At 52.8% G+C, this 24,109-nt stretch carries 18 protein-coding genes; 5 read left to right on the top strand and 13 right to left on the bottom strand.

All coding sequences use genetic code 11. From position 1 onward, the window contains the following. Nucleotides 1-646: 646 nt before the first annotated feature. Genes E4T21_RS14930 through E4T21_RS14950 form a run of 5 tightly spaced genes read left to right on the top strand, consistent with a single transcriptional unit; the run spans nucleotide 647 to nucleotide 12,346 of the window. Nucleotides 647-2,617: an HsdM family class I SAM-dependent methyltransferase gene (locus E4T21_RS14930; protein ID WP_187775008.1), complete on the top strand. Its 1,971-nt coding sequence runs from the start codon at nucleotides 647-649 to the stop codon at nucleotides 2,615-2,617. Next, nucleotides 2,610-5,111 carry a hypothetical protein gene (locus E4T21_RS14935; RefSeq protein ID WP_149285815.1) on the top strand — a complete coding sequence of 834 codons (2,502 nt, stop codon included), beginning with the start codon at nucleotides 2,610-2,612 and terminating at the stop codon, nucleotides 5,109-5,111. The genes E4T21_RS14930 and E4T21_RS14935 overlap by 8 nt, the downstream gene beginning before the upstream one ends. Further along, nucleotides 5,098-9,264 (top strand): DEAD/DEAH box helicase family protein, encoded by a 4,167-nt coding sequence (locus E4T21_RS14940; protein ID WP_149285816.1) that lies wholly within the window; start codon nucleotides 5,098-5,100, stop codon nucleotides 9,262-9,264. The genes E4T21_RS14935 and E4T21_RS14940 overlap by 14 nt, the downstream gene beginning before the upstream one ends. Before the next feature lie 12 nt (nucleotides 9,265-9,276). Then, nucleotides 9,277-11,532, top strand: a complete 2,256-nt coding sequence (locus tag E4T21_RS14945) for a hypothetical protein (protein ID WP_149285817.1) — start codon at nucleotides 9,277-9,279, stop codon at nucleotides 11,530-11,532. Next, nucleotides 11,513-12,346, top strand: coding sequence for a phospholipase D-like domain-containing protein (locus E4T21_RS14950; protein ID WP_149285818.1), 834 nt, complete (start codon nucleotides 11,513-11,515; stop codon nucleotides 12,344-12,346). Before E4T21_RS14945 ends, E4T21_RS14950 begins: the two co-directional genes overlap by 20 nt. Before the next feature lie 39 nt (nucleotides 12,347-12,385). On the opposite strand, the gene E4T21_RS14955 is transcribed toward E4T21_RS14950, so the two are convergent. The 13 genes from E4T21_RS14955 to E4T21_RS15015 form a co-directional block, all read right to left on the bottom strand. Then, on the bottom strand, nucleotides 12,386-12,607 hold the full coding sequence (locus E4T21_RS14955; protein ID WP_149285819.1) for an AbrB/MazE/SpoVT family DNA-binding domain-containing protein: 222 nt from the start codon (nucleotides 12,605-12,607) through the stop codon (nucleotides 12,386-12,388). 60 nt (nucleotides 12,608-12,667) lie between these two features. Then, nucleotides 12,668-12,895: a type I toxin-antitoxin system ptaRNA1 family toxin gene (locus E4T21_RS14960; protein ID WP_149285820.1), complete on the bottom strand. Its 228-nt coding sequence runs from the start codon at nucleotides 12,893-12,895 to the stop codon at nucleotides 12,668-12,670. A 66-nt stretch (nucleotides 12,896-12,961) separates the two neighbouring features. Next, nucleotides 12,962-13,225, bottom strand: coding sequence for a hypothetical protein (locus tag E4T21_RS14965; protein ID WP_149285821.1), 264 nt, complete (start codon nucleotides 13,223-13,225; stop codon nucleotides 12,962-12,964). Nucleotides 13,226-13,237: 12 nt separating this feature from the next. After that, nucleotides 13,238-14,734 carry a P-type conjugative transfer protein TrbL gene (gene trbL / locus E4T21_RS14970; RefSeq protein ID WP_149285822.1) on the bottom strand — a complete coding sequence of 499 codons (1,497 nt, stop codon included), beginning with the start codon at nucleotides 14,732-14,734 and terminating at the stop codon, nucleotides 13,238-13,240. Nucleotides 14,735-14,747: 13 nt separating this feature from the next. Beyond that, a complete protein-coding gene (gene trbK, locus E4T21_RS14975; protein ID WP_016416854.1) occupies nucleotides 14,748-14,978 on the bottom strand; it encodes an entry exclusion lipoprotein TrbK in 231 nt (76 codons plus the stop codon). 10 nt (nucleotides 14,979-14,988) lie between these two features. Next, the gene (gene trbJ / locus E4T21_RS14980; protein ID WP_149285823.1) at nucleotides 14,989-15,756 is read right to left on the bottom strand and encodes a P-type conjugative transfer protein TrbJ; all 768 of its coding nucleotides are present in this window, start codon (nucleotides 15,754-15,756) and stop codon (nucleotides 14,989-14,991) included. 286 nt (nucleotides 15,757-16,042) lie between these two features. Next, nucleotides 16,043-17,824, bottom strand: coding sequence for a TraI/MobA(P) family conjugative relaxase (gene traI / locus E4T21_RS14985; protein ID WP_149285824.1), 1,782 nt, complete (start codon nucleotides 17,822-17,824; stop codon nucleotides 16,043-16,045). A gap of 34 nt (nucleotides 17,825-17,858) precedes the next feature. Further along, nucleotides 17,859-18,230, bottom strand: coding sequence for a conjugal transfer transcriptional regulator TraJ (gene traJ, locus E4T21_RS14990; protein ID WP_149285825.1), 372 nt, complete (start codon nucleotides 18,228-18,230; stop codon nucleotides 17,859-17,861). Nucleotides 18,231-18,836: 606 nt separating this feature from the next. Then, nucleotides 18,837-19,214: a hypothetical protein gene (locus E4T21_RS14995; protein ID WP_149285826.1), complete on the bottom strand. Its 378-nt coding sequence runs from the start codon at nucleotides 19,212-19,214 to the stop codon at nucleotides 18,837-18,839. 9 nt (nucleotides 19,215-19,223) lie between these two features. Further along, nucleotides 19,224-19,436, bottom strand: a complete 213-nt coding sequence (locus E4T21_RS15000) for a DNA-binding protein (protein WP_149285827.1) — start codon at nucleotides 19,434-19,436, stop codon at nucleotides 19,224-19,226. Between the two features lie 621 nt (nucleotides 19,437-20,057). After that, a complete protein-coding gene (locus tag E4T21_RS15005; protein WP_149285828.1) occupies nucleotides 20,058-21,143 on the bottom strand; it encodes a protein kinase domain-containing protein in 1,086 nt (361 codons plus the stop codon). Nucleotides 21,144-21,887: 744 nt separating this feature from the next. Next, on the bottom strand, nucleotides 21,888-22,775 hold the full coding sequence (locus E4T21_RS15010; protein ID WP_149285829.1) for a hypothetical protein: 888 nt from the start codon (nucleotides 22,773-22,775) through the stop codon (nucleotides 21,888-21,890). A gap of 272 nt (nucleotides 22,776-23,047) precedes the next feature. Continuing rightward, entirely contained in the window at nucleotides 23,048-24,109 is a 1,062-nt protein-coding gene (locus E4T21_RS15015) for a tyrosine-type recombinase/integrase (RefSeq protein ID WP_149285830.1), read from the bottom strand.

Genomic DNA, 24,109 nt, shown 5'->3' on the forward strand with positions numbered 1-24,109 from the left:
TGGATCAGCGCTACCACATCATGGTGCCAGAAGAGTTTACAAGGAAGGAGACAAACGATGGCGCGAGGATCATGAAGCACAGGTCGCCTTACTCGCCCGCACCCTCTCACCGAAGAGGAGATTGTCTTGACCAGGCAAACCTGAAGTCCGATTGCTGTATGGGATAATGGTGGGCCTAGCTGGACTCGAACCAGCGACCAGGGGATTATGAGTTCGCTTTTAAAACAATAAGTTACTGATATACAAGAAAAAGCAACCGTAATCGAGCGAAAGGTACAGTTCTTTTAAATCAGTAGCTTAGCGAAGTTTGAGGATAGCATAAGAAGCTAGTGTGTGTACCAGTGCTGTACCACTCTTATGACCTTCCCTAAGCAACGAAACGCTGAAAGCTATGCGAATGATGCTCATTCTTGACCTACCAGCGTGACTTGCTAGCAGTTGCCATCAAGGGGAGGGTTTTCTGATTGCCGTAATCGTGGCTTAGCTGGTCATCCAGGCCCTTGCAGGCAGGAACTATACGCTTCAGCACCAAGGAAAAGGGCTCGTTGTACTCAGCCTATGGCTCTCGCCATGAGCTCTTCCTAGACGCCAATGACCGTAGGTGAGAAACTTCTCCAAGGCCAGCTTCATGGAAGGAAGGTGCCGCATGCTCCTCTCGAAACAACACCGTCAGCAGCGCAACTACGAGCTCTTGTCGAGCGGGCGAGAAAAATCAAGTGTAAAGCTGGCCCCATTTGGTGCTTCTTTAGTCTCCCAGAGCTCAGATTCATACTACTCATGGGCGTCCTGTAATGGATATTTACCACAAACACCTATTGATCAATATAAGACCCTTTATAAAAATCTAAGCAAAAAACCCATGAGCACTACTTTTCGATCCAACACCACTGCAAACAACCAAACTCTTCGAAAGCAAAAACAGTGTTTTCGAAAATATTTGTCTCAACTGCGTACTCTACCTGACACGCCGCTCCCCCGAGATATCCTTCTATCGATTCTTGATCGTTATCTTGATTCACCGGAGGCTTTCAAGGGCATAGACTATACTTTCGTCAAAAACACAGCCATAGACAATACACTGAAATGGCTCAAATCGTTGAATATCGAGTATGCTGCTTACTGGGCAGGATCCCTTTATTCCAACCTAATCCCCTCAGAATTACGTAAACAGCAAGCGAATTATTTCACCCCTCCTCCGCTGACTAACCGTCTTCTCGATAAGATTAACAACAACGAAAAAAATTTTCTGCTTGGCAGAATCATTGATCCTGCATGCGGCGGTGCAGCTTTCCTTATTCCTGCTCTTCTTCGCCTGAAATGCAATAATAATTTTCAGAGAATGAGCCCGTATGAACGTTTACTTCACGTAGAAACCCACTTCTTCGGCGCTGACATTGACTCTGCTTTGGTCGAGACCACAAAGATTTTTCTCTACGCCATAATGGCCGACGATATTTCTGCCTCTGGCTATAGACCTCAGTGGAACATTCTGACCCAAAATGGTCTAGAGGCTTTCAGTGATACACTGGGTTCCTTCAACCTAGTGCTGAGCAATCCCCCTTATCGGAAAATGAAGCGTGCTGAGGTTGAGCAACTAAGCACCCCTCGTCTGCGAAATATTGTAGAGGGCCAATCAAATCTCTATGCTCTGTTTACTCTACACGCATTAGATCTTCTTCAGGACGGCGGTGAGGCTTGTCTCATTACTCCAATGAGCTTCTTTTCCGGGAGGACATTTTGCAAGCTGCGTCAGGCTCTCGACAACGAAGCGTATATAAAAAGCTTGGACTTGATTCATGAAAAGGGCAGTTCCTTCTTCGGCGCAGAGCAGGATGCGGCGCTGACTCATTTATGTAAGGGGAGACAGCCTAACAACCACCAGACACGAATCAATCTCATTGACACAGAGGAACGGGTAACCGATTTAGGGTTGTGGACCATTAGCCAAGGCTCTTCTCCCTGGACTTTCCCCAGGACAACCGAAGGTGTAAATGTACTGAATCGTTGCCAGAAATTAAATGCAAGAATTGTGGACTACGGTTATAAAATCGTCACAGGGCATCTGGTCGACTATCGAGATAAACGACCGCGATACACCAGTCTAGATAAGGCGCCTAACCCTCAAAAAGTCCTCCCTCTGATATGGGCTCATGCCGTACAGCCGGGTGTACTTGATATTGAACGGGCCCGAGCAGCAGGATGCCCTTGCTTTGTAGATCAATCTACCATTCCAAGCGGAGCCGGTGAAATCCGTACACCAGCTGTAGCCCTTCAGCGAGTTACCGCGCCCAAGCAAGTAAGACGCCTAGTTGCTGCTGCAATTCCTACCAACCTTTACGAGACCTTTGGAGGTGTAGTGGGTGAGAACCATGTCCTATTTCTCGTTGCCATAGAAAATCCACCGCTTGTGCCAGCTGAGGGGTTAGCAGCCCTAATCGGATCGTCCTGGACAAATGAGCAGTTTCGCTGCATCTCAGGAGCGACCAATGTATCCAGCTATGAGCTTAGTCAGTTGAGATTGCCTCCCCCTGAACATTTGGTCGCTGCTTACGAAAAAACAAAGGACTGGATAGAAGCAGTAACACAGATTACTCAAGGGGAGATAACCCATGCATGAAGGGGAGATTAGAATTCTACCCGACCCAGATCAAAAGTCGGGAATTTTTATGGAAGGTCTATTGGCCCTAGAGGACACTCCCGAAAAGGTATTGGAACTGTCCAAATCATTCCTCAGGCTGGTAGAAATAACGCGCACCCTGTTGGATTCTGGCGGTATTGCAGCCCGTCTACTATGGCCTGGCAAAGTGCCACACCCAGGACTAGCCCACCTTATGGCTAACCTTGTCGCCTACGAGGAAGACTCTAGTGCGCTAAGAACCCTAATCTACCCTGCTTCGTTGTCCCGATTTAATCATCTCAACAATTATATCCTTTTCGGAGAGCACTTACGGAAGCTGGCTAACGAGTACCAGGAATACTACCTCTCCGAAACCGGCGGCTTGCGCTACAACACCACACTGCTGCTATTCGCTCTTGCGCGCTTGCCTTGGGTATACGCCAATGAGGTACTGCCGACCTATCATTACCGAACAGGTGAATCCTCATGGCCCGTTCGTCCCGGGAACCTGTTCCGGGAGAGTGACCTCAGCCACCTCAAAGCTGGAGAACGCAAGAATGCCCGCGCACTGATGGAGCAAAATGCCATCCTCGAATCGCCCATGGGCCTACTTTCCATCAGCGGGCGGGTTAAAAATGACGTGGTGACGAGTGAATTGCGCAGTCTTTTCGCCAATCCAGAAGCACGACCGAACTTAGTAATCTTCGATGCCCGACGTATTATGCTCAATCTCTCCGGATGGGATCACAACGTCATGGTGATACGCTTGGCCGAGCTTGTCTCTCTCATGGAGAGAACTACAAATCCACCGGGATTGCTGATTCTCACCGATACCCCTTCCACTTGGCGTCACTTGCAGATCACCCTAAAAAGCCGTAGCGCTAATATCTCCGAAGCCATGACACGCATAATGCTGGATAATAGTGCTATCTGGGCCACCCCTCGTGACCACATACTAACCCAATGTAAAGCGGAGACTTTGCAAGTCTACCAAGCTGAGCTCAACAAGCCATATATCATCGATACTTACGCAGCAAATGTTATCCAGAAACTATATCGTTTGCCCTATGAAATGAGCGCTATTGACCGCAATGGTCGATCCGTACTGAAGCGCGCAGCTAGCGTGCTAGGTAACATCTCCGCCCTGACGCTGAACCTAGAAGAACTCAAAGCTCTGGTACCAGATGCCACAGGCTTCGAACGAGCTTTCGACCGCATAGACTGGCGCAAGGCCAAGCGTGCAGTGCTCCGGTGGGCCCGTGATGCCAACTGGGTGCTCGAAGACTCCGAAATTGAGGCGGTACTCAATGCCGGCGATAAGCTTATCGAATACTGGAAGGCAAAAGGGCAACCCTTTGCCCAAGCTGTAAGAGAGAGCATGAATAAGGTCCAAGGTAACCACCTACAGTTGGTGGTTGGCTCTTCTTTAGAAGCTTATGCTTGGAACCAAGCCGAACTAGCAGGTCTGGAAGCTGTACCAGTGTTCCAAGTTACCGCCAAGGTAGGACCGCATATACCTACTATTTACACGGCATTGACTACACAACTGATCGACGAGTTGCTGCTGAGCCCCCAGTGCGATGATATCGAGATTGTTCTCACCCCCAAGTACGTGCGCCTAGCTCAGCATCATATTGAAGGCCTGCTCGCAAGCTCGGGTCTTGAGCCGTTAAAACCGGCTATCGAGAGATTACTCTCAATATTCAACGAGGCCCAGAGGGACGAGAGCTTTGAAATCCTGGTGCAGAGCCAGACCGGGTCCCAAAACGAGCGAGTCTACGACGATCATAGCTATGACCCAGAGCTCCTCATCCAGCTGGATCACGAGGAGCTCTGGTACCGTTGGAGCAATTCCCAGTTTCTGCGCAGAAATCGCCAAGGGGACATGGAGATAGTGAAGGGACGGGACCTACGTAAAGGTGACCAGGTACTCAGCATCAGTGATGAGCTTCGCGAGGAACTGCGTGAGATTCTCAGCGAGAAAGACTGTGAAGTCCTCATGTCTAGCCATCAGAGTAGCGGCTTGCTGAGTCTATATCACCGCGAAATCTGCCACCGTTATGAAAGCTACCCAGCACCAGAAAGCCAGCGTTTCGGGGCGATTAACGAGGCTCTGATAAAAGCTCACCCCAACTTCAACATCAGCCGTAACATGCTGTGCAGCTGGTTGGCCCCAGCTCTAGAAGAACACCTTAATGGCCGCGCGCATGCACCACAAAAACAAGAGCACTTCAATGCCTTTTGCAATATCCTGGGAGTTCCGGAAACCATGCAGGACATCTTCTGGCAAGCCGTACGCGCCCATCGAGGGGCCCGGCGTCGGGATGGTCGAGTTGAGAGCGGCCTAATCCTCATGTACCTGATGAAGCCGGAAGCCATCGTTTACCTAGACACACCGATGGAAAAGCTGCAGCGCTTCAGAGAGCGCCTGTTGATGAACTTCTCGAAAGTTACAGATATCACCCCATTGGAGGATAACGATGATGAATCGTGATGATCCTACCGATATCCCAGATGTGCTGAAAGAGGCTGTCGCCCTGGGAATCGTGCAAATGCTCAATGACCGAGTTTCCGGGCGGGACGAAGATTCCAGCGTTATTTTTGGTGCAGCACCAGCAGATGTTTTAGTGTCGGGATTCCTGTTACCGCCGCGGCCACAAGGTAGTAGGATCATCAATGATGAAGGGGACGTGGATGGGGCCCTCAAGGCGTTCGAAGACGGCGACCCGGTCACTCGCCAGATTCACATTAGCAATCACGGCCTAGACTTTCTAGTCCACGCGAAAGAAGAAGGCACCCTCGTCGTGCGTCCGCGCTTTTCCATCTACCTGCGCACGATCCCTACCCGAAAAGAGCTCGACCAACATGATCTGTGGCCAGTGCCGAGGCTCTCCGGAGATACCCGCAGAGCTATCAGAGAGAAGCTCAAAGCGCGCAAGGAGAGATCCCCAACGAAAGAGGGGGAGAGTCAGAAGGCGCGCCATGAACGCCTGCTCGACGAAGTGCGCACGGAAATTGGCCTACCGCCGTTGAGCATGGAGAAGGACATGGCTGACGAGGCCGCGGTCTCCCTAGAAGAAGCCGTGAACAGCTTGGTGGTTAAGGCCAAAGAGGACAAGGCAGTGCAGGGCAAGGCTGGTGATACGCCCAGCATCAACGCCCTATTCGACTCCATTCCCGTGCCGCATAAATGGGTACGTATCCCGGTACGTCCCGAACCCCTGATCCTGAATTTCCCCTCCTGCCGGTCTGACCTGGATACCCAGCTTCGCTCTCACGAGGCGCTGATCCAGAAAACCATTCAGGAGGCCATCCAGATCTGGATCCAAGCCGACCCCGAACGGGGCCGGCACCTTTACCGGAGCCGTACGTCCATCCTATACAGCGAGCTAGAAAACTGGGACAGCTTCATTGATCGCGTCAACCGGGTAGATCAGCCTCCTGTGCTGCCTGCACACAAGGTGTCCTGGGATATAACCTTCAGGAGCAACTGGGAAAACCCAGAACAACTGAGCACCCGTATATCCCTGATCAACGACAGCCAGGATCCAGATGACAAGCGGAAACTTCTGCGGGCAAACCGGGACTGGGAAGGTACCCTATTCGATCTAAGCCTCGAAGTGGAACTCGAGGAGACCCTACATGTGCCTTTGAAGATGAGTCGCATCGAGCGCTCCTACCGGGTGAACCGTTTCCTGAATTACCCCGCTATCGGTCTCAACGGAGGTGTGCGCCGCTTGCGTTCGAGCCCCGGGCATATTCACTTGGGAACCACTTGGACGCCGCAATTCACCCAGCCACGAATGGAGCCTGTGCCACACGCGGGCATCAACCGGCGCATTCGCGACCTCGCCCAGCCAGGCGGCCACATTCATCTGCAGAGCTTGCGTGAGGCCTATGCACACTGGATTGATGACGTGGCCAAAAACACTGACCTTGAGGCCATGGGTTTCAGCGGTGAGGAACTGGAGAAAGAAGAAGGGGCTCTCGACCGGGATGTAGAGGAAGGCTGGAAGGTAGAGATGGCCGCGGTCAGTGCCGGTCTGAGTATCCTAGAGGACTCTTATGAAGCCTGGAGTGCCAGGGGGCCACAGAGCGACGCGAAGGCCGCACCGTACGAAGCATGGCTGGCCATGAACGAGACAATGGCGAATATGATGCAGAGCCGTACAGGAAACGACCATGCCCAGTGGCGACTTTTCCAGATCGCCTTCATCCTTGCCAATCTGCCGACCCTTGTGACCCGCATGAAGGCCTTCCATGGCTTGTTTGAGGAATATAGGGACGAGGCGGTAACTCTACTGTACTTCTCCACCGGTGGGGGCAAGTCAGAAGCCTTCCTCGGCTTACTAGCCTTCAACCTCCTACTTGATCGCATCCGTGGCAAGTACTTCGGCGTAACCGCCATGCTCCGCTACCCACTACGGCTACTAACCATTCAGCAGGCCAACCGTACCGCGCGTGTGCTTGCCCAGGCTGAGCTCGTGCGCAAGTCACACCAATACGGCGGCGAGCCCTTCGCTATCGGCTTCTGGGTGGGCAGTGGTGGTTCACCAAACTGGCGAAAAGACGTCAAGGGTGTGCCTCCCCTGAGCAAGGGAGTCGGGCCTCTCTCCGACAAAGAGGCCAGCGCCTACGAGAAGGCGAAGGAAGACTGGCTCAAGATCATCAAGTGTCCTTTCTGCAGCAGTACTACTATGCTGCGCAAGACAGACAACGGGATGCTGGCCCACGTTTGCACTGACGCTCACTGCGAAACTCATGCCGGCCAAGCCTACCAACCTCTGCCGTTCTATATCTGCGATGAGGATATCTACAAGAAGGCACCGTCAGTGCTCCTCGGCACGGTCGACAAGCTTGCCCTTATCGGGCAGAACGACAGCACCCTCAAAAAGGTGTTCAGCATGTTTGGACTCGCCGGGTGGCTCAACGAGAACGGCGAATTGGTGGCACCTACTCGAGCTAACCTCGAAGCGACCGAGAAGAACCAAGGCGGATTCACTCGCCTAAAACCGGCGTTCGAGGATGGTGTGGACTTGTTCCACGACCCATTCCCCTCGTTGCTGGTACAAGACGAAGCGCACTTGCTCAACCAATCCCTGGGCACCTTTGCTAGCATTTTCGAAACTCTCTTCGAAGCTTCGCTCGACCACCTGGGTGAGGTCATGCCTCACAAGGTGGTAGCCCACTATCCGGGAACTGGGGGTACCACCCGCCGCAAGGCCAAGGTCATCGCTGCCACGGCCACAGTATCGGATCCGGAACGGCACATGGAGCACCTCTACCAGCGCAAGATCCCAACTGTGCAATTCCCTCATCCGGGGCCGGACATCTACCGTTCGTTCTACACTCAGCCCAAGGTGCGTGACACCCCACCCGCCGACCTTAAGCCGGATCAGGAAGAGCATGCCTCACATTGGTCGCGCATTTATTGTGCGATCCTCACCAACGGTCGTGCCCATACCTCGGCCACAGCCAACATTCTGGGCAATTTTCATCTGATCATCACTGAGCTTTACGAGGCGCTATACAGTGCTGATGCGGGTCGTCAGGAAGTGGTGCGTCAGCGACTACTGAAGAGCATCGATCCGGAGCACCCCAATGCGAAACAGTTTCGAGACCAACTCCTACAGGAGACAACAACCCCTGAGCGACTACTAACTCTTGTAGACCTACACCGTATCGCACTCACCTATGTAACTAACAAGAAAGGCGGTGATCAGGTTCTGAATGCGGAACGCGAAGAAACCCGAAAGTGCCACGAGAACAAGGGTCTGTCCTATGGCGGCGGGGTAACACGCATGATCACCGGGGATGTCTCCCAGGGCGAAATCCAGAACGTCATCGACATCGCCGAGAACCTTCCAGATCCACATCCCGGCCTGGAAGGGCTCATGCGTTCTGTAATCGCCACTTCCGCAGTCTCTCACGGCGTCGACGTCGACGAGTTCAACTCCATGTTCTTCGCCGGGGTGCCCTCGAACATTGCCGAATACATCCAAGCCTCATCCCGGGTGGGGCGGACGCATACCGGCTTTGTACTGCTGATTCCCACCCCGCAGCAGCGACGGGACCGCTACATAGTTGAGGTCTTCGATGGCTTCCACCGCTTCCTTGAGCGCATGGTTCAACCGGCCCCAATTGACCGCTTCGCACGGCAGGCTATGGAACGAAGCTTCTCCAGCATCTGGCTCAACTATCTCGGCGGAATTCTGCCACTTGCGAAGTTCCTAGATGCGGATAAACAGCGTTGGAGAGATGGTTCCTCCGTGAATCAAATCCTACGCGAGTTTCAAGGAGGCAAGGCAATCATGAACCGGGAGGCATTCAAGACTTACGTCAAAGAGGCGCTCGGCATCAACCAGGAATTCCTAGAAGAGAGTAATTTCGAATACTACCGAAAGCACTTTGACAATCTCACCGTGGAATTGATCAATTACCTACAAAAGGCAGTCAACGAATATAGCGACTCGGGCGACTTGTCGATGTACCGCTACTTCAGCGAATTTGCCCTCGTAAAGGAAGAACAACCCATGACATCCCTACGTGATGTGGATGAAAACGGGATCATCACGCAGAAGACCCAACGGGACAAGATCGTGGCTACGCGCACCTTGCTGCAGGTGGCGAAGCATGGCAAGGCCTGAGGAGAATCGAGGATGAACGACACTACCCAGACGGATGCGAAGGAAATCAAAGCAAAACTCATGTCGCGCTCGCGCAGCCAGCTGTTGTCGAGCTATGCGCCGGGCAAGCTGTTTTCCTTTGAAGACGGACAGGGGAGCTGCAGGATTCTTCCTGTCAATAGTACTCCTTTTCCGGGCAACGATATCCTTTACATCCAGATGGCCTATCTGATTGAGGATACTGCGTCTGGCTGGTACAGCGTAGGTATGCGTAGCAGCGACAACGTAGCCCCTCGTCAGGTGTTAGACAGCTCGCTGCTCACTGAGCATGGTACGGTCAAGCGATTGAAGAAGCTCGACACGTTATTCTACGTCATGAAGCCAGACCAGATGGGTTACGAGGTCTTCCCACTGACCTATACGTGCGACCACTGCGACCTCTTCTTGCACTTCAACAACGAAGTACGCGCGGCGTCATTCTTCAACTCGAATGACACATGCCCACACTGCGGGGGCAAGCCGCAGTGGCGACAGGTCGATGTGGTGAACGTGCACCCTTCTGGTCGGGTCGAACCACTATCGCCGGCCCGTTGGAACGTCGATGAGGATGGCAAGGTTTCTCAATGGAGCAGTGGCTGCACCTCCTGTGGGAACACCAAATACACCCTTGACCACCGCAGCAGCAAGCTAAGCGAATGGCAGTTTATCTGTGCAAATCCAAACTGCACACAACCGCGAGACATCATCAACAACGATCGCGAAACTCTAGAGATCCTCGATAAGCCGATGGAGCATATTCGGCTCGCACGCTTCCGTGCCAGCCCGGCTAATGCATCCAGTACCCACTACACAGTCATGGACCAGTTTGTCATCCTTGGAGGCTTGGAACTCACCGACAGCGCACGCTTGGAGAAACTGAAGGAGATTATCAGCCGAGACGACCACTCTGCCTTGGAGAAATTCATAGCCCAGCAGTATGGCTACGCGGGAGATGAAATGAGCTCTGAGGACATAATCGCGCACCTGGAGAAGAAGAACCTCAAATCAGCTTCTGATGAGCTGAAGCAGGCTGATAAGTTGCTCAAGGAAGCCAAAGAGATGAATCAGGGCATAGGGAGTCGTCTCAGTGAGGAGATGCTCTCTTTCATGAAGAAAAACTTCGAACAAGCTAAAAACAAAGCCCTGAGCGCCTGTGATGAACTGCAGAACAAGGCCTTCCAAGCCCCGCCAGAGATTCGCAACAAGCTGATACCGGAAGTGCGCCAGGAGTTCTCCTCACGCTACGACCCCTTCCTGCTAGCCGTGGAACACGACTCACTGCTCAAGGACATCATCCAGAGCGGGACCCATGACGGTAGCCGAGTGTTTGTTCCCTTTAACAGCCTCGACGACCTCCTAGCTCCCAATGACCCGGAAGAGCGAGCGGCTATTGAAGGCCGTGTCAACCAGGCCATGCGAGATCTGGGACTAGAGGAGGTTGGCCTACTAAGAAAATTCCCTTTATGTCGCTTCAGCTACGGCTTCACCCGCCGCGAGTCCAAACCTTGCGTGGAGGAGCAGAACGTTATCATGCCGGTGCGTTTGAATTTGTTTCCCGTCTTGCGCGGCGGCGACAGCACCGGTCACAAGAAAAGCCACAACAAGCATCCAATCTACGCTATCAATCAAGATAATGAGGCGCTCTACTTCCGACTCAGAGTAGATGCCGTTTGTCGATGGCTGCAGGCCTTCGATGTGCCGCTGGCTGATCATTTCCACTGGTCGCCGAAAGACGAGATCGCCTTTGGCGGCCGCCTCCTGGAGCGAGCCCTTCCCTGGGGGCGCTACGTAGACAAACTCCAGCCGGAGGATACCTACAAGGTGTATCCTATGGTATATACCTTACTACACTCTTTTGCCCACTTGGTAATCAACACCATCGCCCAGGAATCCGGCCTCGACCAAGCCTCCCTCGGTGAGTATCTCTTCCCTGCAGACCTAGCTTTCGTAGTCTACCGAAACGGGGCTACCATGGACCTAGGCAACATAAGCTCTCTTTGGCGTAGCCGGCGCGATGCCTTGTTGAGTGACATGCTTAGCCCACGGGCAACACAGTGTGGCTCCGGCAGCCTGTGCGACAGCCGTGGCGGGGCCTGCCCAGACTGCATCATGATTCCAGAGGTCAGCTGCCTAGCAGGCAATAACCTTTTGACCCGCGCGGTTCTTCGCTCTGGGCCTAACCCCTACGAAGCCTCTCGAAAATGCTGTCCCATCCTTCCGGGGTTCTTTGATGTCAACGAGTCCGCTTGAACCTCCCATTTTAGGCACGCTCCTGGATTTCGGAGATATCAGCGCACGCACGCTACAGGCCTTAAATGCGCTGCACCTTCGCTCGTCGTTCGACATTCACAGCGTGGCCCGCATGGGCCACATCCCTCGAGATCAGCACCGGGTTATCGCGCATATCCTTGAGATACTGATCAAGGCTAATCTACTGGAACCCCTCAGCGGAGAACGATATCGATGTAAACGAGAAATCGACTACGCCTACCTGTCGGGTATCATCGATGGGGCTATGGCAGGGCTTCGGCGAGGTACCTGTAACGAACCAAAGATGATCCTAACCCTCGGCCACCACGCCATCCACTTGCAAGCCGCAGCCCATGCCCAGGGCCTGCGTCCTAACTTCGAGACCACCGGCGATCTCATCAACCACCTGGCAGTACGATCACAAAAGCAACTGACCCTGGTCACGCCGTTCTACGATCACCAAGGGCTTGCCTTTTTAGAGAAACTGGTGCGGGATATCCTACCTGAACAAGCCGAAATCCGCCTGATTACCCGACGCTGGGAGGAAAAACCGCTGGAGACCTGGCTGGCGGACAGACCGGAAATCAGCCGGAGAGTCGCATATCGCTACTACCGAAAGGCGTTAGAGGATAACCGCTATGAGACGTCCCACGCCAAGCTGATCCTTGCCGACGACACCCAAGCCTACGTCGGATCCGCCAACCTCACCGCCGCGTCTCTCGAGTTGAGTAATGAGCTAGGACTTTGGGTACAAGGGGATATAGCACGCGTTCTCTACCGCCTAAGTCAGGCGTTATGGAATGCAGCTACCTAATGTTGCTGTGTACCCTTCAAGCTAATACTTGGTGCCTAGCTACTCATCAGGCCTCCGCCGTTTCAGCTCAGCCCGCGCCCACGCGGACGCCTCAGCCATATCCCGACGCAGTTCGGCCAGCTCGGCGGGCGTCAATAGGCGTACGGCAGCTCCAGTTTCGTTGGCCATCCCCGGAGCAGTACCTCCTTGGCGCTGTTGAAGAAAATCTGAGTCAGCTTTCGGCAGGTCGGTAAAGGACGACCAATCTCTGCTTTCAGGCATGACGAACCTCCTCCACATTGCAGCAAAGGCGGCCAAAATAGCCGCCTTTGCTACTGTTATTCAGTCTAGTGTCATTGCCTGGCGAATAGTGGCTAGTGCTTCTTGCCAGTCCGCCTGTGTTGCCTGTCCAGTTTCGGCCTGGTAGTACAACACAGTGAACATGTTAGCGACAGCCTCCGCTACTGGCGAAACCTGCCGTGCGGTTTCTTGATCGATAAGCTCCAGGGCAGCCAGCTCGGCCGCGGCGTGATGAAGGTGCCAAATTCCGATATCATGCGTGGTTGTCATGTTTCACCTCTCGTCAGGTGGTACGTGGAAATGCGGGTCGGTGCACCACCACCGGCCCGCGTGCTTTTAAAATCTGGTGGAAAATCCTGCCGCCTCCGAGAACGGTGTTCTTCCAGTTCCAGCTCCTGCGTCATTGCTGCTGCGCGTGCTGCGTGATGCTTCCACCCGATGAGTGGGATCCGGTCGGTTCACAAAAGCAGCAATCTCTGCCTCGGCGTTTCTCTCACCCTCAGCCGATAGCTCGACAGCCGGTACGAAAACGGCTTCAGTGTGGGCCTTCCGCTCTTCGTCGAGCATATCCAGGGCTACCATAAAATGGCGTTGTTTCATCGTGGGGTCTCCTTAGGTGTCCTGCTGGCCACGGTTCACAAAGCGAGCGATCTCGTCGCTACGGTCCTGCTGGTGTTCACTACCGCCCAGGCTGTCGCTGTCGAACGAGGGAACAGAATCATCCGCTTCTGCGACCTCACTATCCCCTTCCGGCTTCATGCTCGCGCGGATGGAGGACGCCATGCGGCCACCAGCGGTTTGATCAACCTTGCCCTGGAACTTCCCAGCCATCTTCGACCCAACCCCTTTAGCTAGCTCACCAGCCGTTCCAGCTCCCAAGGATGCTGCTCGCTTGAATCCGCTACCGCCACCAGGTAGGGAGCCAGAACCAGAGAAACCAGCCGCCTGCGCAAATGGGGTGTCGCCGGTGCCAGCTTCATCTCCAGTGGAGCTGCTGCCACTCCCACCACCGCTGCTGTCACCTCCAGTGCCAAAACTCGCCATGTCGGCTCCAGACCCAGACATATTGGACTGGGCCTTCTCGAAGGCAGCCTTGATGGCTGACCCGCCACCTACTGCATTCGCCGCACCGCCCAACATCGCGCTCCCAGCCATCTTGCCCGCCGTGAGGGCCATACCTGCCGCTGTCATGGCTGCTCCGACCGCAGCACCGGCACCGAATGACCCGATGCCCATTGCTCCCACGCTGCCACCCGACACCAGGCCGGAAATCATCGGTGGAATCTTGTTCACCAGAAATAGCAGGATCACCGAAACGACCAGCATCACGACCAACTCCTGGGACGCCATGTTCTCGCTCATCTGCGAGTAGTGGTGAGTAATAAACTCCCTACCGATGGCGACCAGGAGCACCATTGCCATCAACTGAGCTGCTATGCCGAGAATGGCCTTGTAATAGTTGATCGCCATGTCTGATGTCCAACGGGAGCCGCCAAACCCCAGGAAAAACACTCCCGCATAAAGCAGTATCCAACTAGCGGCTAGCAGCAGGAGCAGGTTGACGGAAATGATCGCCAACACCAGCAATACGGCCAAGGCCATACCTTCCATCACCAACGCAGTGGCAAACTGTTTCCAGCTCAACTCTGACGTAGCTTTCACCGTATGGTCGTACAGTTCAAAGCCGATATCGAGGATGCTGGAAGGCCCCAGGTTACTGTTGGAAAGGCCACCGGCTTGTGCCCCAAGGGTTTGCAATGACTGTACGATGGTTCCCGCGATGTTCATGCCCTGAGTCGCGTTCGTCAGCAACCACCAGAAAAAGCCTGTAAAGATGGTGAAACGAGCAAGCTCGGCAAAGAACTCACCAATGTCGGCCTTGCGCAGCGCCATCATGCCGAACGTCCAGACCATCGAGATCACTACCAGGGTCCAGAACAACCGACTGGCGGCCGCTTCTATGGCAGGCCCCCACGTTGATGCCGCGGAATGAAAGCGATCCAGCACATCATCCATGATGTTGCTGCTGGAAAGTTCCTGAGCCATTGCGGTATCGGACAGCATGACGATGGCCATCAAGCCCAAACCACCAAAGACGAATCGTTTCATGCGACGCCCTCCCTCAATATCTGTCGGGGGAGCTGGGTTCAAACTCCCATTCCCGCATGCGTTGGGCCTTCTCGAACGACCGGCAGGCTTCAGTAAAGGCTTTTCGGTTAGATTCCCGGCTTAGCTCGCTGATAGTCTGCTGAAAGGCAACTGGCGCGCACGTGATCGCACTCGCCTCTGGTACCATTTCCTGCTCACAACCTACCAAGGCAACAGCTGCCACAAGTGGGATGATCTTCTTCATCGCGGCCTCCTTAATAGCGATCTGCTGCGCTAGGTTGGTAATTCCAGGTACGCATCTGCCGTTCCCGTGCTTCCCCTCTGGCGTTAGCATCCAGTTCGGCGGCGAGACGGGCGGCTTCAGCGTTCTGCTGAGCAATCAGCAAGCTGCGAATTTGCAGGAGTTGGTTAGCCTGGTTACTGGCGAGCTGGTTGGCGTAACCAATGGCGGCAAGCTGGCCATCCGCGCCCTGGGCGGCGGATTGCAAACGCTCAAGCTGTCGAGCATCAGACGCCAGGTTATCCTGTTGCTGATCCAGCCCTCGGAAGAGCGCATCGTTGGCCGCTTTTTGCGATTCAGACGCCAGGCGACGGTTTTCATCCATCGCTGCACGTTCGGCATCCGTGCAACCGCCGCCATTAAAGCAGGGAGAACTCCGGTAATACGCTACGTCCTGGAACTTGCCTAGGTAGGCATCGAGGCTGCCGAGCTGGTTCTGGTAATGCTGAAGCGCATTGGTGGCTTGGATCAGATCATTAATCGTGGATTGTGCCCTGTCCCAGATATAGGCCGCTGGAGCCATGGTGTTTTGCAACTGGTTTTCATACTGCTGCAACTGCGTCTGGTACTGCTCGATCTGCTTGAGAGTCTGAGAGACGGACTCCATCGCCGTCATGACGTTTTGCTGCAGGTTGGTACCGTCGACGACAGGGATGCCCGCTTGGGCAGGCATGGAAGCGGTTAACGCCAAGGACATGACCGCGACAGGAATTTTAGCCGCTAAAATTCTTTCTCTTCTCATGATTGAGTGCTCTTAGCTTCATCGTGACTAAGTTGCACTCACCAACCTGTAGCGGCTCGCTCATGAAGATTGCGAGCCACTACCCCTGCCGGAGAACCCAGCGGTGAAGTGTGGACCTCTACAGGGATAGCTCGTCACTTACTATCCCGGCGTCCGACCTGCGCGACACCGTCAGAACGCGCGGCCAATGGTTGTTGAACATCGGTGTCATTGTCCTGGGGAACGGTTAGGCTTCCCAAGGGTTAATCGCATCTACTGTTTGTTGCCGCCTTCCAAAGGGAAAGCACTATAGTGAACGTCCCTTCTGTTGTCTTTTTGCCCTTTTGGCGTCCATCTCTGCCCGTAACTTGGCTTTGCGGCGCTCTTGCTCGCTCGGCCCCTGTAGGGGCGGTGCCGGAGTCTTGCCCGCTTGTCCCTCAAGGTGAAGCACATCGGCCTGGGATAGCGATTGAAGCCGGTTCCGGCGCACCGGGGTTGGCGGCTGACCGATGGGCGGCACTCCCGCCCGTTTGCTTCGGGTCTTGGCCGGGGCGATGTTCTCGCCGTTCGCCAAGGCTTGGCGGCGACGTTCCAGCCCGGCGTCCGCAAACCGGATAGGCAACTGTCCATCCGCTGCCGCCTTGATCACCCGCGCTTTGAACTCCGGCGAACCGTTCACGGTGATGCGCTCGCCGTAGCGTTCCATCGCCATCCTTAGCGCTTTCTGGATGCCTGCCTGGTCGGACTCCCTGGACACCTGGAGCCGGTCGCCATCGTCGCGCACGGCGCTGGCTCCGGCCCGGTAAATGATGGTGCCCTTCTTGGTGATGTTGTCGATCACCGGCGTATGGCCGGGCTTCGCCTGTCCCTCACCTTTCAAGGTGTTGCCCTTGAGGCCGTGGGCGGCCTCTCTGGCTCGCAACGCGGCCAGAGCCTCGATATCGCCCTGCAAGGCTTCCCGTTTTAGCCAGTCGGCCCAAGAGCGGCGTCCGTGGTCCTCATGGATCGCCTGACGTTCCTCCCGGTACTGCTTCTGGATCGCGTCAATGTCGGCTTTCAGGGCGCTGCTAGCCTGCGCATACAGCACCTTTTTGGTCAGCCTGCCGCTGGTGAGCTTGATGGCCGCCCGCCGGGCCTTGCCCTTCTTCTTGGCGTTCTCAATCCGACGGTCTTTCTGCCGCCGGGCTTTGTCCAAGGCCGCCGTCTTGTTGGCTGCGGCGCTCTGCTGTTCAGACTTGAACCGGGCGTAAAGCTCAGTAGTGTTCACGCGCAGCCGTACCGGGTCTTTGCGGTACTGGCGGCGGGGTTTGGCCTGTTGCGCCTGGTCAGGCTCGAACGGGCCGAAACGGGCCTCCAGCTTCGGTTTGGAGAATTCCCGCCCCAAGGTGCTCGCCTTGACCACTGCGTGATCACCCGCCACGATAACCAGCCCATTCCCCCGCGCCCGGAGTTCCAAGCCGTTGTCACGCATGACCTGGTGCAGTCCGCCCCAAGACTGCGCGGCTTTGATGTCGTCCAGGCACTCGCGCTTGATCCAGCCGATCAGACTTTCAATACCGGCATGACGCTCCATGTCGGCCGCTCGGGCCTCGGCTCCGCGTCGGCGCGGCATGTGGTTGTCCTGCTGCAACCCGTAATCCCGTTCCATGACCTCGCATAACTCGGCCAGGGTCTGGTGTGGGTAGTAGGGTTCGTGGATGATGTTGCGCGTAGGGTGGATCTTGTTGACGACGATATGGATGTGCAGGTTATCGGTATCGTTGTGAACGGCGCTAATGCGCTGATGCTCTCCAAAGCCCAGCCCCTTGCAAATACGGTCCTCGATGGCCACCAGGGTATCGGCCTCAACCTGTTCCCCAGCCCGGAAGCTGACAATCAAGTGATAGGTCTTGTCGCTCTTCGCTCGGGTATTACCGAACTGGGTCGCTAGTACCTCGCTGACGGCATCCTGGACCGAATACGCCACGCAGTTGGTCAGCCGTACCGCGCCAAGACGGTGCTCCTTGCTTTGCTCGTCGGTGATGTAGTTGACCAGACCAGCAAAGTCTGACTTGCCCAGGGAGCGCATGGGGACGTGTTTGGCGATCATGAGTGCCAGCCCCACATTTTAGCGGCTAAAAAAATCACGACCTGGCCCTTGGCTGTACCACGGATTTCAACACCTGACTCATTTCCTCCTGAGTGGCTTCGATCCTTCCGAGCAGGCTTAGGATGGTAGCCGCCCCGAAGTGAGCTGTTCTCACGTCATCTGTCAGCCAGAGCTTCAGTAATCCTCCCAAACGACCCATGTCTCCATTTACACGAACCAACTCGCGGACATACTCGTAGTCCATAACGCCATTGACCTGATAGCCCTGCCCCACTTCGCGCAGATAACAAGCAACGCTTAGCCCTGCCTGCCTGGCGTTGGATTCAATCAGTTCTCTCTCTTCCGGAAGGCAGTACACCTTGAGCGGAGTGCTGTTCTTCCGTGTCACTCTTTGCTTCTCACTCATGCCAGCTCCTATCTCAGATGCCATGCCTTGCAGAGCAGAATTTTCGTTGAGCACCGCAGGTGCGAATAAGGACCAGTGAAGAGGAACACCACGCTTGCGGGGTGGGACTACTTCACACATCCTGCCCGCACTTCAGCGTTGATTCTTGTAGGTACGCCGTGTGCAAAGCATCGCTATTTCTCTGCATTTCATTGCACGTGTCTGTTTTTTCCTGTGCATCCGTGACAAACGGTCTCGCCCCCTGATGAAGTCGACACTTACGGCGATAATGCTGCACTCCAGAAGCGGTAAAGCAGCGATCTAACAGCGATTTACCCATAGCGGTGTCCGTGCGCTTCCCACATTTAAATACACAGCTTTCCACGCGGTTTCCGCACTGCCCCTCAAATGTCAATGAACCAGAAGTACTGCCCCTCAAGTGTCAACATCGCTGCCACGCAGACCATTTCTTCCACCTTACTGGCTTACTGCATGTCAATTGACGTGGTTGGGCTTTCTTCCTTGGCGTGAAAAACACGGCGAATGCCGTTCATCTACTTACTACCTAAGTACTTACTAGGCTTAGTACTTTGTAGCCTCTTTACTTAGTAGTGTTGGATTTTCCGACTACGGACTATCCGGAGTTGGGTTAACCGCATTCGGAAAATCCGAACGTGGTGGATCAAGCTCAAAGTCGCCTGGTCGGTCAGTGACTAACCATGCGGTGCGCACGAACTTCCCACATTCACCACGCTCCCGCTGAATGCACAGATACCCGGCCTGTTGAAGTTCCTTAAGCCCCGCTCTCGTAGCATCTCGACCAGAGCCAACCTCCTTCTCTTTTGAAAGGTGGGATAGCCTGAGCTGCCAGTTATCTGGCAGAGAAAGCACAAACACCAGAATGCCTAAGGCTTTCCAGGAAATTCGCCGATCCCGAATCAACTCATTATTGAGCGTCGTGAAGTTTGATCGCACCCGACGACGGATGATGGCGGTATCGTCCACAGTTCCCCCTCAGGACTCGTCAATCAGTCCAGCAACGTCAGTTGCACGGAAATAGACACGCCGTCCAACCTTCCTCTTGGCGGCATTCCATTTCACGGCAAACTCTGACTGGCTCTGCAACGATATTCGTAGGCCATCGGGGCTACGCTTCAATAAATCCGATAAATCGGTTAGGGAAAGCAGCGGACCATAACGCTCAAGCAACTGTTCTTCGGTTGTCATAACCATCTCCAGATAACGCAATTAAAGGCTTCGCTTTAAATGTTTACGTTATCTTTAAAAAACTTTCAACATTTTATTGTTATTTTTAAAAGTATAGCTAAACACCAGATTAAAAGTTTATCTATACTTCATCAAAGGCCTTGGTTAAGAAATAAAAGTTCATGTGAAAATAAAAAAGACCATCTCCATCAAGCGCTAACAAACGGCTTGAACGGGTTTTCTTAAGAACAATATTTAGTCACTGCAATTTCATTGACACTTGAGGGGCATTTTTTATAACCACAATATTTCAAGCACATGAGCACTTGAAAAAGTATGACTAGCATGAGAACTGTTATGAGAGTGAAGATGGCATTGAGTATGCGTACCACTGAGCTCACACCAGAAAAGCAGAGGAAACTTTAGCCGCTAAATTTCCCCTATTCATTGCTGAAGAGATGATCACCTTTCAACAAATGTAGTATGTTGTACACTACTACAACATACTACACGCTACATAACGCCCATAACTTAAAATTCTGGTATCGACCAGAAGCTGTTTTTTAGTCGCCTCTGATATAACGCTTTTCTTACCGGAAAATTGCAAGTGTAGCGAGCAATTTATCCGCGCGCAGTAACTTGTTAAATGCACTTTTCAAATTTTGTTTGAAACTGACCCCATCTTTCCCACAAATATGGCCATCTGTTTTTTAATGGTTCTGTCGATGCCTTTTGTTCAAAGTAATTGACAAGGAATTCTAGCTGAACAAAGCTTTCTTGTGATTCACGCTTAACAATATCAAGTAGTGCTATCTTGACCTCCTCAATAGATGGCCTATCAGAGGGATCAACTGAGAGCATATCAAGAACAAGAGATTGGACCTCAGGCTCTATAGGAGATACTCCTTCAAAATTTATACTTGCGGTCTTTGCCCATTTTTTCCAAACCTCAGCTTTAGTCCACTTTTTACTATAAGCCTCAACTGGTCGAGGCCAATAATCGTTGAGCTTTATGCCAACCGGATGGAAACCTCCACTCATTAGCTCATAGAGAATGACCCCCAGCGCAAATACATCTGTTTTAGGTGAAAGCTCAGATTCACTCCACTGTTCTGGAGCCATATAAGGCCGAGAACCACCGAAGACAGATGAGTCTTGAAAAGCATTAGCTAGACCGAAATCAGCGATTAGAGCCACGTTATAGATATCTAGATCAGGTAAATCACGAAATTCGTTTTTTACGTCCCTCAGAAAAATATTAGCAGGTTTCAAATCTTGATGTGCTACTAGACCGCTCTTATAGCAGTGGCTCAAGCCACTACAAGCATAAACCATTATTGAAAGTTTTTCGGTCACGCTAGAAAGTTCAGGCTTTCGTATCACCTTATCAAGGTCACTTCCCCAATAACGAAATAGTGCCACAGGGCTTCCATGAACCTCAATGAAATCAAATGCCCAATGAACAAACATCTGGTGGTTATATGAAAGCTGATTCTTTAGTTCATTGACAAACCTTTTATTCGTTTCCTGAATGGAAGCGTTTTTAAGAGGTTTCGGTATTTTCGCACATACATACCTAGGTAATACATTTTCACCTTGATCAAAGACATAAATCTCTCCGCACATACCTCCAGAAACTGAAACACATGTCCCTTTGTTACCCAAAGCAACCTCTAACATAAATTTCTTCTGAGTATCATCGAGAGCATGAAAATCTATTTGATCCATGGAGCTTATCTTCCTGTGCATTTAACGCCGCGTTAAGTGGTGAGTAACGCTACCACTAAACCTAAACCATTGTGCCGTAAAAATTAAATTCAAAGCAAACCGAAAATGCCAAGCGTTGGGAATCCGTCTTAAACGCTGTGTTAGTTGCAAACCTCAAGTGTTCGTAAGCATTTTTCTTTATGTCCCTCAATTGTTTTCAGGAATGAGCCACACGAGAAACATCTAGTTTTACCTTTTAGGTCTATGCTATTCTGAACGAAAAATTGGTTCCATGACTCAGGATGCGACTGACTTACATGCTGGGTAAGATCAACCACCATTTTGGCGCAGTATGGACAAGAAACTTTATTGCAAACTGGTTTCTTTTTTTTCTTTGCACGCATTTCTTCAATTCGGTGACGAAGATGAGTTTTATATAAATACTCAACTCGATCTATGTGAAACTCAGTCCCTCGACACGAACGGATACCCGCAGATCGAAATTTGATGGAAAGCAAATATAAAGGGTCACCAAGCTCAAGATCTTGGAATAAAATGTACAATTCGCAAGCACTGTTGATAAATTCGGTAGAGTAAGTTGTAGCCCAACTTCCAGAACCGTGATGTGCTGGGAGATATTCTCCTTGCTTGGATTTGCACTTTTCCACTAACGCTCTAATTTGCTTCTGTTTTTTCTTTGATATTTCCATTTATACTCCAAGCAACTAACGCCGCGTTCACCGGCTTGTCCGGTGCAACGCTTTGTTAGCTGCGCTGCACATGTTTCGAAAGATTCGAGACAATTACTTTAAGGTGGCCTATCAATGAGATAACATCATTTTCAGTAATTGAAACTTTCTTCCCCAACTGGTCTGGGTGACTGCCCGTTTTCTTTATGTATTCTTCATCAACTACACCCATTTTATGCGCTAGAAGATGGCGTTTTTGAAACTGCTTTACGACGAACTCCCACTCGGTGCTATCGAGACCTTCAGCAATATTAATTCCGGATTCATCGAGCTTTTTCCTGGCTACGTAAATATTCTGAAAAGACAGCTTAGGATATCGGTCACGACAACGTTCTCGTGAAAATCCATCAAACGCTGAAATGCAGTCCTCCAGCCCATTTTCAATTAGCTTGCTTTTTATATCTGATGGCGCTTCTTTAGCCAGATCAAGTATTTTTATGACCAGATCAAAATTTGCCTCGGCTATCTGTTGTGAGTTGTGCTCTGCACAATCAGGACAGTACCCGAACGCACCATAGATAGCATACTGCAAGGTGCAGTTTTTACATTCGACTTTTTCTTCAAGTTCTTTTTCAGAATAGTAGGTAATGGGAGTTGGCCTTCCCTTTACGGTTATGCCAATAGAGATCAGCTGATTCTTTTTTGGTTTCGTCTCCATCTTCTTCATCATTTTGAGAAGATCGCCAGAAACCTTATTAAGAACAACCGACCGAGCATACTCAATCTGCTGTTTTGTCCAAAAATGGTCTTGCGGCCCCAAGTGTTGACAATAGGGGCAATAACAATCGGAGAAATCAGGGATACCTGTACCCGGCTTTATCTTGAAGTACTTTTCGCACTCGGGGCACTCTCTACCCAAATAGCCTTCATCGTCTTTTTTAATATCCACAGAGTAGGTTTCCACTACTGATTCCTTTTTTCAGCTAACAGTGATTATACGCCCCTCGACATAACGTCAATGAACCCGGCAGCGCGTTCATTCAGGTTATACCGCCTATCATTCACGATCTCTCCCATTGAAATTATAATAAACTAAGTATAAATAGGAAGCATAACATATATTATTGTGCCGGCTTCATAACTCGGCTGAACCAACATGCCGCTTTCGCCGACATAGCCGCTCAGGGTCGGAATCCGCCTGATCGTTCTGCCTAGTTTTCTCAAGCTATTAATGTATTAGACCTCCCTTAGTCTATCCAGCTTCACGACCAAATCCTCGGCTCTCAAGTGCGTATACCGTCTCAGCATCTGCATCGACTTGTGCCCGCTGATCGCGGCGACCTCCTGATCGGATAGTCCTGCCTCTACCAGCCGGCTCACGGCCTCATGGCGTAAGTCGTGGAAGCGAAAGTCATCGAGCCCTGCTTGCTTCTTCGCCTGGTTCCAGAGCTTGGTGTAGGCATAGGGGCCGCGCTTTCCGTCCCTGCCAGGCTCACCGAAGAACACCAGATCGCAGTTGAGCGGGCGCACCGGGTTGTTCAGTGCCTGCTTGAATACCTCGGTGGCGGCCTGGGTCAGCGGCACTAGACGGGCTTCGTTGTTCTTGGTGTCCGTGAGGCGCACCACGCGGCGTTTCACGTCGACCTGTGAGCGAGTGAGGGTCAGGATCTCTGAGGAGCGCATCCCCGTCTCCAGGGCGATTCTAGCGATCCAGGCCAGCATGGGGTTGCTGTGCTGTCGCAGCACGGCAAACAATCGCTTCTCCTCGTCGACACTCAGGCGCCGGTCACGTCCCTCCCCGGGGCTTGGTTTGCGGATGTTCTGAACGGGGTTGTAGGTCAGGCCCAGCCCCCATTCCTGGATGGCCACGGTGTAGAGGTGGCCGAGCAGGGCGAGCTCCAGGCGTACCGTATTGGGGCTGATGGGTTGGCCACGATGACCAATGCTGCTCACGCGGGTATCACGGAAATTGGCGATCAGCTCCGGCGTCAGCGCCGCGAGAGAGTACTTGCCCAGGTGCTCGATCAGCGTGGTGGCCTTGTGGCGCTCGCTCTTCTGAGTGCTGGGCTTCTTGGTAGGGGTGACGTCGGCCAGGTAGCGCTTGAGGGCGGCTTCGAGCGTCATGCGCTCCGAGGCACTGCGCTGGATATAGACGCCACGAACCATTTCATCTTCGGTGCGACGGCTCCAGTCCTGAGCATCACGTTTGGTACGAAAGGTCTTGGCGGTAGTGGGCCAGCCGGTCTTGCGAATGACGGCTTTCCAGCTACCAGAGGGGGTCTTGACGATGGTGGCCAT

Origin of the sequence: Halomonas binhaiensis (assembly GCF_008329985.2) — a bacterium.
Lineage (GTDB): Bacteria > Pseudomonadota > Gammaproteobacteria > Pseudomonadales > Halomonadaceae > Halomonas > Halomonas binhaiensis.

Bases quoted from the DNA above. Each gene is read 5' to 3' on its own strand.
- E4T21_RS14930 (WP_187775008.1), top strand. From the start codon at position 647: ATGCTCCTCTCGAAACAACACCGTCAGCAGCGCAACTACGAGCTCTTG.
- E4T21_RS14935 (WP_149285815.1), top strand. From the start codon at position 2,610: ATGCATGAAGGGGAGATTAGAATTCTACCCGACCCAGATCAAAAGTCG.
- E4T21_RS14940 (WP_149285816.1), top strand. From the start codon at position 5,098: ATGATGAATCGTGATGATCCTACCGATATCCCAGATGTGCTGAAAGAG.
- E4T21_RS14945 (WP_149285817.1), top strand. From the start codon at position 9,277: ATGAACGACACTACCCAGACGGATGCGAAGGAAATCAAAGCAAAACTC.
- E4T21_RS14950 (WP_149285818.1), top strand. From the start codon at position 11,513: ATGTCAACGAGTCCGCTTGAACCTCCCATTTTAGGCACGCTCCTGGAT.
- E4T21_RS14955 (WP_149285819.1), bottom strand. From the start codon at position 12,607: ATGCCTGAAAGCAGAGATTGGTCGTCCTTTACCGACCTGCCGAAAGCT.
- E4T21_RS14960 (WP_149285820.1), bottom strand. From the start codon at position 12,895: ATGACAACCACGCATGATATCGGAATTTGGCACCTTCATCACGCCGCG.
- E4T21_RS14965 (WP_149285821.1), bottom strand. From the start codon at position 13,225: ATGAAACAACGCCATTTTATGGTAGCCCTGGATATGCTCGACGAAGAG.
- trbL (WP_149285822.1), bottom strand. From the start codon at position 14,734: ATGAAACGATTCGTCTTTGGTGGTTTGGGCTTGATGGCCATCGTCATG.
- trbK (WP_016416854.1), bottom strand. From the start codon at position 14,978: ATGAAGAAGATCATCCCACTTGTGGCAGCTGTTGCCTTGGTAGGTTGT.
- trbJ (WP_149285823.1), bottom strand. From the start codon at position 15,756: ATGAGAAGAGAAAGAATTTTAGCGGCTAAAATTCCTGTCGCGGTCATG.
- traI (WP_149285824.1), bottom strand. From the start codon at position 17,824: ATGATCGCCAAACACGTCCCCATGCGCTCCCTGGGCAAGTCAGACTTT.
- traJ (WP_149285825.1), bottom strand. From the start codon at position 18,230: ATGAGTGAGAAGCAAAGAGTGACACGGAAGAACAGCACTCCGCTCAAG.
- E4T21_RS15000 (WP_149285827.1), bottom strand. From the start codon at position 19,436: ATGACAACCGAAGAACAGTTGCTTGAGCGTTATGGTCCGCTGCTTTCC.
- E4T21_RS15005 (WP_149285828.1), bottom strand. From the start codon at position 21,143: ATGGATCAAATAGATTTTCATGCTCTCGATGATACTCAGAAGAAATTT.
- E4T21_RS15015 (WP_149285830.1), bottom strand. From the start codon at position 24,109: ATGGCCACCATCGTCAAGACCCCCTCTGGTAGCTGGAAAGCCGTCATT.